Genomic DNA, 16,231 nt, shown 5'->3' with positions numbered 1-16,231 from the left:
CAAATAGGGACTATCAATGGAACGACCATTACGCATCGGCATCGTCGCTGGCGAACTTTCTGGTGATACGCTTGGCGAGGGCTTTATCAAGGCTCTTAAAGTGCGCTACCCGGATGCTGAGTTTGTCGGTATTGGCGGACCAAAGATGATTGCCCAGGGCTGCGAGTCTCTATTCGATATGGAAGAGCTAGCTGTGATGGGGCTTGTGGAGGTCTTGGGTAGGCTAAGAAGACTGCTGCATGTTAAGGCTGAGTTGGTGAAGTACTTTACTGAGAATCCGGTCGATGTATTTGTCGGGATTGATGCCCCTGATTTCAACTTAAGACTTGAGTTGGACCTGAAAAAAGCAGGCACTAAAACAGTACATTACGTCAGCCCTTCTGTGTGGGCTTGGCGGCAAAAGCGCATCTACGGCATCGCTGAAGCGACGAACTTAGTGTTAGCATTTCTGCCGTTTGAAAAAGCGTTTTATGACAAGTTCAACGTACCGTGTGAGTTTGTTGGTCACACCCTTGCCGATGCGATTCCTTTGGAGTCTGATAAAGGGGCAGCTCAAGAGCTGCTGGGACTTGATAAAGATAGAAAATGGCTCGCTGTGCTACCGGGTAGTCGTGGTAATGAGCTCAAAATGCTCTCGCAGCCATTTATCGAGACCTGCTTAAAGCTCAGCAAGGATGATCCGACACTCGGCTTTGTCGTTGCAGCCGTAAATGATAAACGTAAACAGCAGTTTATTGATGCTTGGCAGCAATATGCCCCAGAGTTAGATTTTCATATTGTTCAAGACACGGCCCGTAATGTGATTGCAGCCTCCGATGCGGTGTTGCTGGCGTCTGGTACGGTGGCATTAGAGTGCATGTTACTCAAGAGACCTATGGTTGTTGGTTACAAGATGAATGCCATCACCGCATTTTTGGCAAAGCGTCTGGTTAAGACTAAGTATGTCTCTTTACCTAATATTTTGGCGGACGACGAGATAGTCAAAGAGTTCCTACTCGAAGCCTGCACACCTGAGAACCTGCACGCTGAGCTGACGCGACTGCTGAGTGGCGACAATCGCGATATGATTGAAAAGTTCACCGAAATGCATCATTGGATCCGCAAAGATGCGGATAAACAGGCCGCCGACGCCGTACTTAAATTGATTGATAGATTATGACCAAAAAGAAAACACCAGTAGAGTTACCTCCTTTTGAATATCCTCAAGGTTACCTTGCAGTAGCTGGTGTGGATGAAGTAGGACGTGGTCCCTTGGTTGGTGACGTAGTCACTGCTGCCGTTATACTTGACCCTAACAATCCGATAGAAGGTCTCAACGACTCTAAGAAGCTGTCAGAGAAAAAACGTCTCGCGCTCTATCCAGAGATAAAAGAGAAAGCGTTAGCTTGGTCTGTGGGTCGCTGTTCACCGGAAGAAATTGATCAGCTTAATATCCTTCAAGCTACCATGGTTGCGATGCAGCGAGCGGTCGCTGGGCTGAGTGCTACACCAGATCTCGTGCTTATCGATGGCAACCGAACGCCGGCGCTTCCGATGGACGCACAGGCTGTGGTGAAAGGCGATCTTCGCGTCGCGGAAATCAGTGCTGCCTCTATCATCGCCAAGGTAGTGCGTGACCAAGAAATGGAAGAGCTCGATAAAGAGCATCCGGAATTTGGATTTGCTAAGCACAAAGGATACCCGACCAAGGCGCACTTTGAAGCGATTGAGCAGCATGGCGTTATTGCTCAGCATCGAAAAAGCTTTAAGCCAGTAAAGCGCGCCCTAGGTTTAGAAGACTAACAGTATTAAAGATTAACGCTATTGAAAGGCTAGTGGCTTCAGATATAGCCATTAGAATGTCGTGACGATTTAGGATTCATTATGTCAGACCCCAAGTTTATACACTTACGTGTTCACAGTGACTTCTCAATGGTGGATGGGCTTTCCAAAGTACCGCCACTAGTGAAGAAGGTAGCGGAGATGGGTATGCCAGCTATGGCATTGACCGACTTCACTAACCTTTGTGGTCTCGTAAAGTTTTATGGCAATGCTCATTCCTCGGGTATTAAGCCACTGATTGGGGCCGACTTTTCCATGCAGTCAGACGAGTTTGGCGAAGAGCTGACTCGTATTACTGTGCTGGCTGCGGATAACAAGGGCTACAACAACCTAACGCTGCTGATCTCAAAAGCCTATCTTCGAGGACACGTACAGCATCAACCTGTGATTGACAAGGCGTGGCTTGCAGAGCTTTCAGAGGGATTGATTGTCCTGTCGGGTGCCAAAGAAGGTGAGGTTGGTAAAGCCCTACTCAAAGGCAACCAAGCGCTTGCCAAGCAGTGTGCAGCTTTCTATCAGACCCACTTTCCAGATCGCTACTACCTCGAGTTAATCCGTACGGGACGTTCAGACGAAGAAAGTTACCTGCATTTTGCGATTGAGTTAGCCGAAGAGCTAGAGCTACCTGTTGTGGCAACTAACGAGGTTGTGTTTGTCGATAAAGAACTGTTCGACGCTCACGAGATCCGAGTCGCGATTCACGATGGGTATACGCTCGATGATCCACGTCGCCCTAAACGCTACAGTGACCAGCAGTATTTGCGTAGTGAAGAAGAGATGTGCGAGCTATTCGCTGATATTCCAGAAGCACTGCAAAACTCTGTCGAGATAGCCAAGCGATGTAATGTCACGGTCAGGCTGGGAGAGTACTTCCTACCCGCGTTCCCAACAGAGGGTATGGAAGAGACAGACTTCTTGGTGATGAAGTCTCGAGAAGGTCTAGAAGAGCGTTTAGAGTTCCTATTCCCTGATGAGCAGGTCCGTCTTGAGCGCCGACCGGAGTATGATGAGCGCTTACAAGTAGAGCTCGACGTTATCAACCAAATGGGCTTTCCTGGCTATTTCTTGATCGTAATGGAATTCATCCAGTGGTCGAAAGATAATGCGATCCCTGTAGGTCCTGGTCGTGGTTCGGGTGCCGGCTCTTTGGTTGCGTATGCGCTGAAAATCACCGACCTTGATCCTCTAGAATACGATCTGCTATTCGAGCGCTTCTTGAACCCTGAGCGTGTTTCCATGCCCGATTTCGATGTCGACTTCTGTATGGATAAACGTGACCAAGTTATTGATCACGTAGCAGAAATGTATGGTCGTGATGCGGTATCTCAGATCATCACATTCGGTACCATGGCTGCCAAGGCGGTTATTCGCGATGTAGGTCGCGTACTTGGTCACCCATTTGGCTTTGTCGATCGTATCTCGAAGCTTATTCCGGGCGATCCTGGTATGACGCTACAAAAGGCGTTTGATGTAGAGCCCGCTCTACCGCAGTTATATGACAACGATGAAGAGGTTCGTGACCTTATCGACATGTGTCGAATCCTAGAGGGTTGTACACGTAACGCCGGTAAGCACGCGGGTGGTGTTGTAATCTCACCAACCACGATCACGGATTTTGCGCCGATCTACGCAGATTCAGAGGGCCATTTCCCAGTTACACAGTTTGATAAAAACGATGTGGAAACCGCGGGTCTGGTTAAGTTTGACTTTTTGGGCCTGAGAACGTTAACCATCATTGATTGGGCATTGGGGCTTATCAACCCACGTTTAGAGAGAGAAGGTAAAGAGCCGGTTCGTATCGAGTCCATTCCACTCGACGATCAGCCATCTTTCCAACTGCTACAAAATTCAGAAACCACCGCGGTATTCCAGCTGGAATCTCGAGGTATGAAGGAGCTTATCAAACGCCTTCAGCCGGACTGTTTTGAAGATATTATCGCACTGGTAGCCCTGTTCCGTCCGGGGCCGCTTCAATCGGGCATGGTAGATAACTTTATCGACCGTAAACACGGACGAGAGGCGGTCTCCTATCCGGATGAAACCTGGCAGCATGAATCGCTAAAAGAGACGCTTGAGCCAACCTATGGCATCATCCTTTATCAAGAGCAGGTGATGCAGATCGCGCAGATCCTAGCGGGTTATACGCTAGGCGGCGCAGACATGCTGCGTCGTGCGATGGGTAAGAAAAAACCTGAAGAGATGGCCAAGCAGCGTGCCGTGTTCGAAGAAGGGGCCATTAAGAATGGCGTCGACGGCGAACTGGCGATGAAGATCTTCGACTTGGTAGAGAAGTTTGCAGGGTACGGTTTTAACAAATCGCACTCGGCAGCCTATGCTCTGGTTTCTTATCAAACGCTATGGCTAAAGACACACTATCCAGCTGAGTTTATGGCAGCGGTAATGACCGCGGATATGGATAACACCGAGAAAGTCGTTGGCCTTGTTGATGAGTGCTTCCGCATGAAGCTCAAGGTATTGCCACCAGATATCAACGCTGGTTTGTTCCGATTTAATGTCAATGATGAAGGGGCGATAGTTTACGGAATCGGCGCGATCAAAGGGGTTGGTGAAGGCCCTATTGATGCCATTATCGAAGCCAGAAACAAAGATGGCTATTTCCGTGACTTGTTTGATTTTTGCGCTCGCATTGACCTTAAAAAAGTGAACAAGCGAGTGATTGAAAAACTCATTATGGCGGGGGCGCTTGATAAACTGGGGCCACACCGAGCGGCACTTATGGCATCACTAAATGATGCCGTGAAGGCGGCGAGTCAACATCACCAAGCTGAAGCTTTTGGGCAGGGCGATATGTTTGGCGTCTTGACCGATGCTCCAGAAGAAGTCGAGAACAAATATACTCAGGTTCCTGCTTGGCCAGAAAAGGTTTGGCTGGAGGGCGAAAGGGAGACGTTGGGTCTTTATTTGACCGGGCACCCAATTAACGCCTACCTCAAGGAACTAACTAAGTATACAAGTTGTCGATTAAAAGACGCCACGCCAACACGTCGTGATCAATCGCTGACGGTTGCGGGTCTGGTGATCGCTGCTCGTGTGATGACTACGAAACGTGGCACACGCATCGGAATTATGACTTTGGACGACCGAAGTGGTCGTATGGAAGTGATGTTGTTCTCAGATGCACTAGATAAATATGCTGAATTGTTAGAAAAAGATAAAATAGTGGTCGTTTCTGGACAGGTCAGCTTTGATGACTTCAATGGTGGACTTAAAATGTCTGCCCGCGAAGTTTTAGATCTTGGTAGCGCTCGCGAGAAATTTACGCGAGGATTATCCATCTCTTTGTTAGAGCAACAAATTGATGAGCGCTTTTATCAGCGCTTTATGGAAATACTTACCCCTCATAAAGCGGGGACTGTGCCGGTCAATATTTACTATCAGCGTTCGAATGCACGAGCAAAACTTACGCTGGGTACAGAATGGCGTGTTACACCAAATGATACGCTGCTAGAAGAATTACAGCAGTTACTTGGTAAAGACCAGGTAGAACTCGAATTTAACTAATATAGCTTTGGGACTTTAGTCCCAGAGCAGAATCGAAAAGGATTCATAGATGAGCTTGAACTTTCTTGAATTTGAAAAGCCAATTGCCGAACTAGAAGCAAAAATTGAAGCACTACGTGATGTATCTCGTCACGGTGGTGACAGCGCAATTGACTTAGATAAAGAAATTGAACAACTAGAGAAGAAAAGCTTAGAGCTTAAGAAAAAAATCTTTAGTGATCTTGGTGCGTGGCAAGTAGCACAGCTCGCTCGTCACCCACAACGTCCATATACATTGGACTACATTGAGCACGTATTTACGGAATTCGATGAGCTTGCTGGTGATCGCGCTTTTGCAGACGACAAAGCGATCGTGGGTGGTATGGCTCGCCTAGAAGGACGTCCAGTGATGGTCATTGGTCACCAGAAGGGTCGTGAAACCAAAGAAAAAGTAAAACGTAACTTCGGCATGCCTAAGCCAGAAGGCTACCGCAAAGCGCTTCGTCTGATGCGCATGGCGGAACGTTTCAACATGCCAATCATTACCTTTATTGACACGGCGGGTGCATATCCAGGTGTTGGCGCTGAAGAACGTGGTCAGTCTGAAGCTATCGCGATGAACCTTAAAGTGATGGCGGGTTTGAAGGTGCCAGTTATCTGTAACGTTGTCGGTGAAGGCGGTTCTGGTGGTGCACTCGCTATCGGTGTGGGCGATTACGTGAACATGCTTCAGTACTCAACGTACTCAGTAATTTCTCCTGAAGGCTGTGCGTCTATCTTGTGGCGTGATTCGGATAAAGCACCACAAGCAGCAGAGGCGATGGGTCTTATTGCGCCGCGCCTTAAAGAGCTTGAGCTTATTGACGAGATCATCGAAGAGCCGCTTGGTGGCGCACACCGAGATGCGATCCAAATGGCTGAAAACATGAAAGCAACCCTGCTTCGCCAGCTAGAAGAGCTCGATCAGCTAGAAGAAGAGCACCTTCTTGAGCGTCGCTATCAACGATTGATGAGTTATGGCTACTGCTAAACGAAATTGATTTATATAATAAGGCGAGCATTATGCTCGCCTTTTTTGTATTTTGAGTCCCTACGCTATCTAGGAAATACCAATGTCGCTACGTCAACAGTTCACCGAATCTATGCTCCGTTATCTTCCTGATGGAGGGCGCATTGTTGTCGGATTCAGTGGCGGCGTTGACTCCCGAGTATTGCTGAGACTGGCCGTTGAGTATCGTACATGCTACCCATCTACTTCGATTGTCGCAGTTCACGTTCATCATGGGTTGAGCGACAAAGCTGACCATTGGCTAGCGCTATGCAAGCAGTGGGCGAAAGAAGAAAAGGTTGAGTTTGTTGCAGAGCATGTACAACTGAACCTCAATAGTGGTGATAGCATTGAGCAGCAGGCGCGTCATGCTCGTTATCAGGCTATCAATCAACATATGACGCATGACGACGTTCTGATCACCGGGCAGCATTTGGATGATCAAGCCGAAACTTTTCTGCTTGCCGTTAAGCGTGGCAGCGGACCTAAGGGGCTATCATCAATGGCGGCCTGTATGCCTTTCGGTAAGGGCACTCTTGTTCGACCTCTTCTTGGTGCGCAACGTCAGGACATTGAACAGTTTGCCAATGATGAAGCGCTGCAATGGCTTGAGGATGAAAGCAATCAAGATACCCGCTTTGATAGAAACTTTTTGCGACATGAGGTCATGCCTTTGCTCAGTTCTCGTTGGCCTAGCTTTTCCAAGGCGGTGAATCGCAGTGCAAGGCTATGTGCCAAGCAAGAGCGGTTACTAGAAGAGCTGCTAAAGCCGGAGCTTGATTCCTGCCTTAATAGCTTTATGGGTATCAAGGTAGAGGCGTTAAATCACTTTTCAGAGCTAAAACGCGACCAGCTATTGCGTATGTGGTTAGAATCTCAAGTGACAGTTTTGCCTAGTGAAGTTCAGCTACAAAAACTTTGGCAGGAAGTCGCGTTAGCTAGGGTTGATGCCAACCCTCAGATAGAATTGTCCGGCGGAGTAGTCCGCCGATTTCGTGGCTACCTTTATTGGATTGCGAAGCTAGCTGATGTGACGAGTTGGACACATGCCCTGACATTGGAGGAGCCGTTAGCTTTGCCAGATGATTTAGGGATCTTAAGTTTAAAAAGTGGTCGTTCAGGCGACAGCACGATGACGCTAGAATGCGCTAAACTCACCGGGGCTTTGAGCGTTACGTTCAACCCTGAAGGACTGAGCGCCCATCCCCATGGACGCTCTGGCTCTCGCAAGTTAAAGAAGCTGTTTCAAGAATATCAGGTGCCAAGTTGGCAACGTCGCCGCACGCCAATCCTGATGATGAACGGCATTGTGGTTGCCGTCGGTAACCTGTTTGTAGATAAGGATTTTTACGGCTCAGATTGTGAACTTGTCTGGGACAAATGACCCTTTTTCATGTCACAATCGTAAAGATAATAAAACGCAGGAAGCGGTTAGAACTGTTCAATTTGTGTGATGGATGCACTGCTTTCTGACTAACATTGATAAAAAGTACAAGGTAAAGCAATGAAAAAATTGATGATTGGAGCAATCGCAGTAGTGGGGTTACTGAGTGGACCAGCAATGGCAGGTGACATCGCCGCGGGTAAAGCGAAAGCAGCGGTTTGCGCAGCGTGTCATGGTGCTGATGGGATTGCGGTTATCCCTGGTTACCCAAACCTTAAAGGACAAAATGAGCAGTACCTAGTGACGTCCATCAAGGCGTATAAAAACAAAGAGCGCAATGGTGGTTTGGCAGCAGTCATGCAAGCTCAAGCATCGATGCTTAGTGATGAGGACATTGCTAACCTAGCCGCATACTACGCTAGCTTGAAGTAACGACCACTTATCGTTCCGAACGTAAGCTAGAAACAACGCAACGACTCAGTCGGTTGCAAGAATGTTTGACACAAAGCTCGAAGCTACGCTTCGGGCTTTTTGTTTTCGTTGATTGTTGATGCGACCTACCAGATAATGTCGCTAACAAAATTGATGTAAGGGAAGAACATGAAAAAGATCGAAGCGATTATCAAACCATTCAAACTTGATGATGTGCGCGAAGCACTGGCTGAAGTGGGCATTACAGGTATGACCGTTTCTGAAGTGAAAGGTTTTGGTCGCCAGAAAGGCCACACTGAGCTTTATCGAGGCGCTGAGTACATGGTCGATTTCTTACCAAAAGTGAAACTCGAGATTGTTGTTGCGGGTGATGTGGCTGACCAGTGTGTTGAGACCATCATTGAAACGGCTCAAACCGGCAAGATTGGAGATGGCAAAATCTTCATCACTGATATCGAGCGTGTTGTTCGTATCCGCACTGGCGAAGAAGACGAAGACGCGATCTAAAACGCGTTTAGCACTAACATTAAAAGGAGTAGGCAACTACTCCTTTTTTACTCTTAGGGTGAGCAATGAAGTTAAAGTGGCTTTTAGTCGGTGCATTGGCTGCGCTTGGTATGGCGGTTGGTGGGTTTCAAGCGGTGTTTACGGTCTCAGATACGCCAGAAATCACCACCGTGCGCGGCGCGCAGGTTGATACCGAGTTAAAGTGTTATCACAATCCCACGCCAGAGGCGCTTGATGACGCAGGGCGACTTAATGTGTTGGTGTGGAATGTGTATAAGCAAAACAGAGATAACCTTCTCTCAGAGCTTACAGAGCGCTCCCAAGACAGACAGTTGGTGTTACTTCAAGAGGCAAGCCTTGATGATCAGTTCCTCGATTGGCTACAGCGCTCGGAGTGGGGAAGTAATCAGGTCAGCGCATTTAAAGCATTTGATGTTTCAAGTGGAGTTTTAAACTTGAGCCGTGCCATGCCAAAAGTCGCCTGTGCAAACCTTCAGGTTGAACCTTGGCTGCAACTCCCTAAATCCGGTCTCTATGCAGAATATAAGCTCTCTAATGGACAGACTTTGATAGCGCTTAACCTGCACTCAGTGAACTTTACCTTAGGGACGCAAGAGTATAAGCAACAACTGGACTCGTTTAAGCAAGTGCTTGAATCTCACTCCGGCCCCTTACTCATCGCAGGTGACTTCAACAGTTGGAGCGAATCACGAATGGAAGTACTAAAAAATGTCCTTCGCAACTATCAAATCAAAGAGGTCAAGTTTAGCCCTGATCATCGAAAACGCTTTGTTACCGGACTGCCACTCGATCATATCTTCTATCGAGGCATGTCGTTAGAGGCGATGAGCACCCCTGAAAGTGACGCGTCGGATCATAATCCAATGCTGGCTGAGTTTGTTTTGTCTCAGTAGACGATATCAACTTTTTACATACTGCTTTGCGGCCAGTCATCAGGGACAATAAACCAGAATTGACCACTCTCGGCTTGGCAGTGAATAAAGTGCTTTGGGAGAGCCGATACAGAATCGCTGTCACCGCGTTGACGTTTTCCAGTCGCCCAAAGTGGTTTCTCCAATCTGAACACAGGTTCATTAATGCGGTGAAACTGAGATTGGTAACACCAGTAACCAGTGATCCGCTGTGGATTGATGCGCAGTCCCACGCACTCTGTTGGCACGTCCTCTTGCTCAAATGGGTTGATATGGAGTCGACCTTGCATCAGTAGGTGTTGAGATGGGCTGAGTAGGTCAGGGTACTGCGATTTGAACGCGGGGGTATCCGACATCTTAAGTTGATGGTCGAGCATACGGCTTAGCTTTTTATCCAGCCTATCTGTAGCGTTCGGACCATACCAAAGACCGTCTTTGAGCAAATAGAATTTAATCGCGACTTCCCAGTGTTCAAGCCTTGGTTCACCTCTTTTCTCAATAAGGAAATCGATGGCGCCTAAGGTTCGCCCATCTTGCTGCAGTTGTATCTCTTCCGCAAACACATTGTGTTGTTTGCTCTGCTCGAACAAGCGTCTGCAGAGTTCCTGATAAAGAAAACCGAGTCTAGGGTTACCTTGGTACTCAGAGTCGTCCTGTGTGCTTGAAATACTCGATGACTTTGGGAAACGCTCTGCCACGCTTTCGTGTCCTGTGATGAGGCTTTGGCTTTCGCTTATCCAAGTGATGAAGTCCCTAATTGATTGCATGGCGTATTCTTTACGTTTTCCTTTCGACATTGCTAGAGTAAATTGCTATAACCACGGAAATCAAGAATTTGCTCAGGAAGTGCCATGAATAACTTAAAGCTTGAAGCTATCCTCAATGAAAAACTATCGCCGCAATTAATTAAAGATTACAGCCCTAACGGACTTCAAGTTGAAGGTGCGAGTGAAATCAAAAAAGTGATCACTGGTGTAACGGCCTCTCAAGCGCTTATCGATTATGCGGTGAGCGTAGAAGCGGATGCTGTGTTAGTACATCATGGTTATTTCTGGAAAGGTGAACCTGAGCCGATTCGTGGGATGAAAGGTAAGCGAATTCGCACTCTGATCAAGAACGACGTGAACTTGTTTGGTTATCACCTTCCGCTTGATATCCACCCTGAGCTTGGTAATAACGCAAGATTAGCCGAGCTGCTTGATATTGAAGTCATTGATGGTCTTGAAGGGCACCCACAATCTGTGGCTATGTTCGGCAAACTGGCGACGCCAGTGACGGGGGCTGACTTTGCCGCAAAGATTGCAAAGACGTTGAATCGTGAACCTTTGCATATCGCTCCAGATATGGCGGATAAGCTGATTGAAACCGTTGGTTGGTGTACAGGTGGTGGTCAAGATTACATTGAGCTTGCTGCGTCAAAAGGCTTGGATGCGTTTATTTCGGGAGAGATCTCTGAGCGCACGACCTACACAGCACGCGAACTCAATATTCACTATTTCGCTGCAGGACATCATGCAACCGAGCGCTATGGCATTAAGGCGTTGGGTGAATGGTTGGCTAAAGAGCATGGACTCGAGGTTGAGTTTAAGGATATCGATAATCCGGTTTAACGGCGAGCAAACAAAAAAAGAGCAGCCTAGGCTGCTCTTTTGCTTTTGATGTTGTGTTTATCGTTATTCGCGTTCGTGTAGCGGTTTAAAGTCACGCATTGCTTCACCAGTGTAAAGCTGACGTGGACGACCGATACGGTTGCCTGGATCGCTGTGCATTTCATTCCAGTGAGCAATCCAACCTACTGTGCGAGACATCGCGAAGATTACTGTGAACATAGAGACTGGGATACCAATCGCTTTAAGGATGATACCTGAGTAGAAATCTACGTTTGGATACAGTTTCTTCTCAACGAAGTACTCGTCAGACAGAGCAATACGTTCAAGCTCCATTGCAACATCCAATAGAGGATCTTGAATGTTAAGCTCTTTAAGTACGTCGTGACATGCTTCACGCATAACTGTCGCACGTGGGTCGTAGTTTTTGTAAACACGGTGACCGAAGCCCATTAGTCGGAATGGGTCATCTTTGTCTTTCGCGCGCTCGATGTACTCAGGGATCTTATCTACAGAGCCAATCTCCTCAAGCATACGAAGACACGCTTCGTTAGCACCGCCGTGAGCAGGACCCCATAGAGAGGCAATACCAGCCGCAATACATGCGAATGGGTTAGCACCTGACGAACCAGCAAGACGTACAGTCGACGTAGACGCATTTTGCTCGTGGTCTGCGTGCAGCGTAAAGATCTTATCCATTGCGCGTGCAACGATTGGGTTAACTTCATACTCTTCACATGGGTTAGCGAACATCATGTGTAGGAAGTTTTCCGCGTAGGTTAGGTCGTTACGTGGGTAGATGAATGGTTGACCGATAGAATACTTGTAACACATTGCTGCAAGCGTAGGCATCTTAGAAATCAAGCGGTAAGCTGCAATTTCACGGTGTGAGTCGTTGTTGATATCGAGAGAATCGTGGTAGAAGGCGGCAAGAGCACCAACCACACCACACATTACGGCCATTGGGTGAGCGTCGCGACGGAAACCGTGGAAGAAACTCGCAATTTGCTCATGAACCATGGTGTGACGGGTCACGATTTGTTTAAAGCTTTCGTATTCTTCGCGTGTAGGGGCTTCACCAACGAGAAGAATGTAGCAAACCTCTAGGTAGTCTGCGTTGTTAGCTAACTGATCGATAGGGAAACCACGGTGCAACAGGACACCTTTACCGCCGTCGATATAAGTGATTTGAGATTCACAGGATGCAGTGGCAAGAAAACCCGGGTCAAATGTAAAGTAACCATTGGCTCCAAGTTTACGAACATCGACTACTTCTGGTCCGATAGAACCTTCCATAATCGGCAGCTCGATTGGCGCTTGACCTTCAATATGAAGGGTCGCTTTCTTATCTGCCATAACAATCTCCTTTGTTTATTATTTAATCCGTCCAGGATGTTTGTGTGCCAATTTTTTACTTCGCTTCGTGGGCAAAGTCAATTTTTATACGGTTTTGTGTGCACTTGTTATGATTTTTTATAGAAAAATGGTTAAAAATCTGTTCTGTGTAGCATATTTTGTTACACCAATTGTATTAGAATGTTGCCAACCGTATAGTTTCGGTGAAATTGTTGGTCAAAACCTTGTAAACTCGAGGATGCAAACCGAAGTGAGGTCGATTTGAATTCTCGTCTGTTAACATTATCGTTACAATTATCTCCCTTGTAACACGAAATTATTGTTAACTTTATGTTAACTTTTGAGGCTTAGAGACCAAAAATTATTCATAACAATAAATGCTCAATGGAGCTGAGTGAGCAAGCCCGTGAAAGAAAGAAAGTCCAGACCTGTTAATTTAGATTTACAGACAATCCGCTTTCCGATCACCGCAATCGCTTCCATCCTGCACCGTGTGTCAGGTGTGATTACGTTTGTGTCGATCGGTATTCTCCTTTGGTTACTAGCCAAGTCACTCTCATCCCCGATTGGGTTTGCGGAGGCAGCCGACATTGTCGACGGTTTCTTCGTCAAATTTATCCTTTGGGGCATTTTGACAGCACTTGCGTATCACATCGTGGGTGGTGTTCGCCACTTGATTATGGACCTAGGTTACTTTGAAGAGCTCGAATCGGGCGCGAAGAGTGCCAAGGTTGCCTTCATCGTGACAGGTGTTCTGTCACTGCTGGCTGGAGTATTGGTATGGTAAGCAACGTTTCAACTTTTGGTCGTAACGGCGTACACGATTTTCTATTAATTCGTGCGACCGCCATCATTATGACCTTGTACACAATTTATCTCGTGAGCTTCTGCGCGTTTGCAGGGGATATTTCCTACGTATCGTGGACCAACTTCTTCGGTGGCACTTTCACTAAGGTGTTCACCATGCTTGCGTTAGCCTCAGTGCTAATTCATGCCTGGATCGGTCTATGGCAAGTTCTTACAGACTACATCAAGCACACGCTACTACGTGGCGCACTGCAACTGACGTTTGTTGCGGTACTGCTTGGTTATTTCTTCTCTGGTTTCTTTATTCTGTGGGGTGCGTAAGTGTCTATTCCAGTTCGTGAGTTTGATGCCGTAGTAATCGGCGCTGGTGGTGCAGGTATGCGTGCCGCACTGCAAATTTCAGAGCAAGGTCTTTCTTGTGCTTTGCTATCTAAGGTTTTTCCTACTCGTTCGCATACTGTATCTGCCCAAGGCGGTATTACAGTCGCGCTTGGTAACTCTCATAAAGACGATTGGCAGTGGCATATGTATGACACTGTTAAGGGTTCAGATTATATCGGTGACCAAGACGCTATCGAGTACATGTGTAAAAATGGTCCTAAGTCGGTTATCGAACTAGAGAAAATGGGTCTTCCTTTCTCTCGTTTTGATAATGGTTCGATTTATCAACGTCCATTTGGTGGTCAGTCTAAAGAGTTTGGTGGTGAGCAAGCGGCTCGTACCGCAGCGGCTGCTGACCGTACTGGTCACGCTCTACTTCATACGCTTTACCAGCAAAACATCAAACACAAGACCACTATCTTCTCAGAGTGGTATGCGTTGGATCTTGTTAAGAACCAAGATGGAGCGGTGTTGGGTTGTACTGCTCTGTGTATGGAAACTGGTGAGATTTGTTACTTCAAATCGAAAGCGACCATCCTTGCAACGGGTGGTGCAGGTCGTATCTACGCTTCAACAACCAACGCACACATTAATACAGGTGATGGTGTTGGCATGGCACTTCGTGCTGGCGTTCCAATGCAAGACATGGAAATGTGGCAGTTCCACCCAACGGGTATCGCTGGCGCAGGTGTACTTGTAACAGAAGGCTGTCGTGGTGAGGGTGGTTATCTTCTTAATAAAGATGGTGAGCGTTTCATGGAGCGCTATGCACCGAACGCGAAAGACCTGGCGGGTCGAGACGTTGTGGCTCGTTCAATGATGATCGAAATCCGAGAAGGTCGCGGCTGTGATGGTCCTTGGGGTCCACACATCAAGCTGAAGATGGACCACCTAGGTAAAGACGTACTTGAGTCTCGTCTACCAGGTATCTGTGAGCTTTCTCGTACCTTCGCACACGTCGATCCGGTGAAAGAACCAATTCCAGTTATTCCAACTTGTCACTACATGATGGGTGGCGTACCAACTCAAGTTTCTGGTCAAGCGATTAAGCAAGACGCATCAGGTAACGATCTTGAGGTTCAAGGTCTATTCGCTTGTGGTGAAATTGCATCAGTATCGGTTCACGGCGCTAACCGCTTGGGTGGTAACTCGCTGCTTGACCTTGTGGTATTTGGTCGCGCGACGGGTCTACACCTTGGTGAGACATTGGCAGCACAAACAGAGGCACGCCCTGCAACTGAATCTGACATCGAGGCATCTCTTGCTCGTACTATGCGCTGGGAAAACAGTGCATCAGGCGAAGATCCAGCTCAAATCCGTAAAGACCTGCAGACTTGTATGCAAAACAGCTTCTCGGTATTCCGCGAAGGTGATGCGATGGCAACGGGTCTAGAAGAGCTGAAAGTGATTCGTGAGCGTCTTAAAGAAGCACACCTTGCTGACAAGTCGAAAGAATTCAACACCCAGCGCGTTGAGTGTCTAGAGCTTGATAACCTGATGGAGACAGCGTTCTCTACGGCGGTAGCGGCAAACTATCGTACCGAGAGTCGCGGCGCTCATGCTCGCTTTGACTTCCCAGAGCGTGATGATGAGCAGTGGCTATGTCACTCTATCTATAACCCTGAAACTGAGCAGATGTCGAAGCGTGATGTCAATATGACGCCTGTTCACCGTGAAGCTTTCCCGCCGAAAGCACGTACGTACTAAAGGGAGGACACGACTATGAAACTTAATTTCTCTCTTTACCGTTACAATCCGGATGTAGATAACAAGCCATACATGAAAGACTACACCCTAGAGGTGGATGAAGGGTCGGACATGATGGTACTTGATGCTCTGATTTTGCTGAAAGAGCAAGACCCAACGATCGCTTTTCGTCGTTCATGCCGTGAGGGGGTTTGTGGCTCCGACGGTCTGAACATGAATGGTAAGAACGGCCTTGCTTGTATCACACCATTATCAGCGCTTGAGGGTGGCAAGATAGTCATTCGTCCGTTACCGGGACTTCCGGTCGTTCGAGACTTGATTGTCGACATGACTCAGTTTTATGATAACTACGCGAAAGTTAAGCCATTTCTCATTTCTGATGGAAATGTGCCACCATCGCGTGAAAACCTGCAAATGCCAGAAGAACGAGCACACCTTGATGGTCTCTATGAGTGCATCATGTGTGCGTGTTGTACGACTTCTTGCCCATCATTCTGGTGGAACCCAGACAAGTTCATTGGACCTGCAGGTCTTCTCGCGGCGTATCGCTGGCTGATTGACAGTCGTGATACGGCAACAGATGAACGCTTATCAAATCTTGATGATGCATTTAGCGTTTTCCGTTGTCACGGCATTATGAACTGTGTCAGTGTATGTCCTAAGGGACTAAACCCGACGAAAGCGATTGGCCATATCAAGTCAATGCTTGTGAATCGTTCGGTGTAATAACAAATAAAAATTGCCGACT

15 protein-coding genes are annotated in these 16,231 nt (G+C 47.5%); 13 read left to right on the top strand and 2 right to left on the bottom strand.

The features are described from left to right. Nucleotides 1-16: 16 nt before the first annotated feature. The 8 genes from lpxB (at nucleotide 17) to AC6I8U_RS12645 (ending at nucleotide 9,607) form a co-directional block, all read left to right on the top strand. Complete coding sequence (gene lpxB, locus AC6I8U_RS12680; RefSeq protein WP_498017075.1) at nucleotides 17-1,159, top strand: lipid-A-disaccharide synthase; 1,143 nt, start codon at nucleotides 17-19, stop codon at nucleotides 1,157-1,159. Then, nucleotides 1,156-1,782 carry a ribonuclease HII gene (gene rnhB, locus AC6I8U_RS12675; RefSeq protein ID WP_128647850.1) on the top strand — a complete coding sequence of 209 codons (627 nt, stop codon included), beginning with the start codon at nucleotides 1,156-1,158 and terminating at the stop codon, nucleotides 1,780-1,782. The genes lpxB and rnhB overlap by 4 nt, the downstream gene beginning before the upstream one ends. 81 nt (nucleotides 1,783-1,863) lie before the next feature. Further along, nucleotides 1,864-5,343: a DNA polymerase III subunit alpha gene (dnaE, locus tag AC6I8U_RS12670; protein WP_498017074.1), complete on the top strand. Its 3,480-nt coding sequence runs from the start codon at nucleotides 1,864-1,866 to the stop codon at nucleotides 5,341-5,343. Between the two features lie 49 nt (nucleotides 5,344-5,392). Further along, a complete protein-coding gene (gene accA, locus AC6I8U_RS12665) occupies nucleotides 5,393-6,352 on the top strand; it encodes an acetyl-CoA carboxylase carboxyl transferase subunit alpha (RefSeq protein ID WP_498017073.1) in 960 nt (319 codons plus the stop codon). Nucleotides 6,353-6,434: 82 nt separating this feature from the next. Continuing rightward, a complete protein-coding gene (gene tilS, locus AC6I8U_RS12660) occupies nucleotides 6,435-7,754 on the top strand; it encodes a tRNA lysidine(34) synthetase TilS (protein WP_498017072.1) in 1,320 nt (439 codons plus the stop codon). Nucleotides 7,755-7,874: 120 nt separating this feature from the next. Then, nucleotides 7,875-8,186, top strand: coding sequence for a c-type cytochrome (locus tag AC6I8U_RS12655; RefSeq protein WP_234494383.1), 312 nt, complete (start codon nucleotides 7,875-7,877; stop codon nucleotides 8,184-8,186). Between the two features lie 168 nt (nucleotides 8,187-8,354). Further along, entirely contained in the window at nucleotides 8,355-8,693 is a 339-nt protein-coding gene (gene glnB / locus AC6I8U_RS12650; protein ID WP_042476388.1) for a nitrogen regulatory protein P-II, read from the top strand. Nucleotides 8,694-8,758: 65 nt separating this feature from the next. Beyond that, on the top strand, nucleotides 8,759-9,607 hold the full coding sequence (locus tag AC6I8U_RS12645) for an endonuclease/exonuclease/phosphatase family protein (RefSeq protein WP_498017071.1): 849 nt from the start codon (nucleotides 8,759-8,761) through the stop codon (nucleotides 9,605-9,607). Nucleotides 9,608-9,621: 14 nt separating this feature from the next. Here AC6I8U_RS12645 and AC6I8U_RS12640 read toward each other — a convergent pair whose 3' ends face one another. Further along, nucleotides 9,622-10,392, bottom strand: coding sequence for a DUF1853 family protein (locus AC6I8U_RS12640; RefSeq protein ID WP_498017070.1), 771 nt, complete (start codon nucleotides 10,390-10,392; stop codon nucleotides 9,622-9,624). 84 nt (nucleotides 10,393-10,476) lie between these two features. On the opposite strand from AC6I8U_RS12640, the gene AC6I8U_RS12635 reads away from it, so the two are divergent. Next, nucleotides 10,477-11,235 carry a Nif3-like dinuclear metal center hexameric protein gene (locus AC6I8U_RS12635; protein ID WP_498017069.1) on the top strand — a complete coding sequence of 253 codons (759 nt, stop codon included), beginning with the start codon at nucleotides 10,477-10,479 and terminating at the stop codon, nucleotides 11,233-11,235. A 63-nt stretch (nucleotides 11,236-11,298) separates the two neighbouring features. Here the strand turns inward: AC6I8U_RS12635 and AC6I8U_RS12630 are convergent, their stop codons facing one another. Beyond that, nucleotides 11,299-12,588, bottom strand: coding sequence for a citrate synthase (locus AC6I8U_RS12630; protein WP_042476393.1), 1,290 nt, complete (start codon nucleotides 12,586-12,588; stop codon nucleotides 11,299-11,301). Nucleotides 12,589-12,982: 394 nt separating this feature from the next. Here AC6I8U_RS12630 and sdhC point away from each other — a divergent pair, with 394 nt between their 5' ends. Genes sdhC through AC6I8U_RS12610 form a run of 4 tightly spaced genes read left to right on the top strand, consistent with a single transcriptional unit; the run spans nucleotide 12,983 to nucleotide 16,209 of the window. Continuing rightward, on the top strand, nucleotides 12,983-13,375 hold the full coding sequence (gene sdhC / locus AC6I8U_RS12625) for a succinate dehydrogenase cytochrome b556 subunit (protein ID WP_042476396.1): 393 nt from the start codon (nucleotides 12,983-12,985) through the stop codon (nucleotides 13,373-13,375). Then, nucleotides 13,369-13,716 (top strand): succinate dehydrogenase, hydrophobic membrane anchor protein, encoded by a 348-nt coding sequence (gene sdhD, locus AC6I8U_RS12620; protein WP_042476398.1) that lies wholly within the window; start codon nucleotides 13,369-13,371, stop codon nucleotides 13,714-13,716. Before sdhC ends, sdhD begins: the two co-directional genes overlap by 7 nt. Beyond that, entirely contained in the window at nucleotides 13,717-15,483 is a 1,767-nt protein-coding gene (gene sdhA, locus AC6I8U_RS12615; protein ID WP_498017068.1) for a succinate dehydrogenase flavoprotein subunit, read from the top strand. A gap of 15 nt (nucleotides 15,484-15,498) precedes the next feature. Beyond that, nucleotides 15,499-16,209 (top strand): succinate dehydrogenase iron-sulfur subunit, encoded by a 711-nt coding sequence (locus AC6I8U_RS12610; RefSeq protein ID WP_042476400.1) that lies wholly within the window; start codon nucleotides 15,499-15,501, stop codon nucleotides 16,207-16,209. The last annotated feature ends 22 nt before the right edge of the window (nucleotides 16,210-16,231 follow it).

It is taken from the genome of Vibrio sp. KUL80, assembly GCF_059725495.1.
The sequence above is the reverse complement of the archived record's forward strand: the minus strand, read 5'-3'. Positions and strand labels throughout refer to the sequence as shown.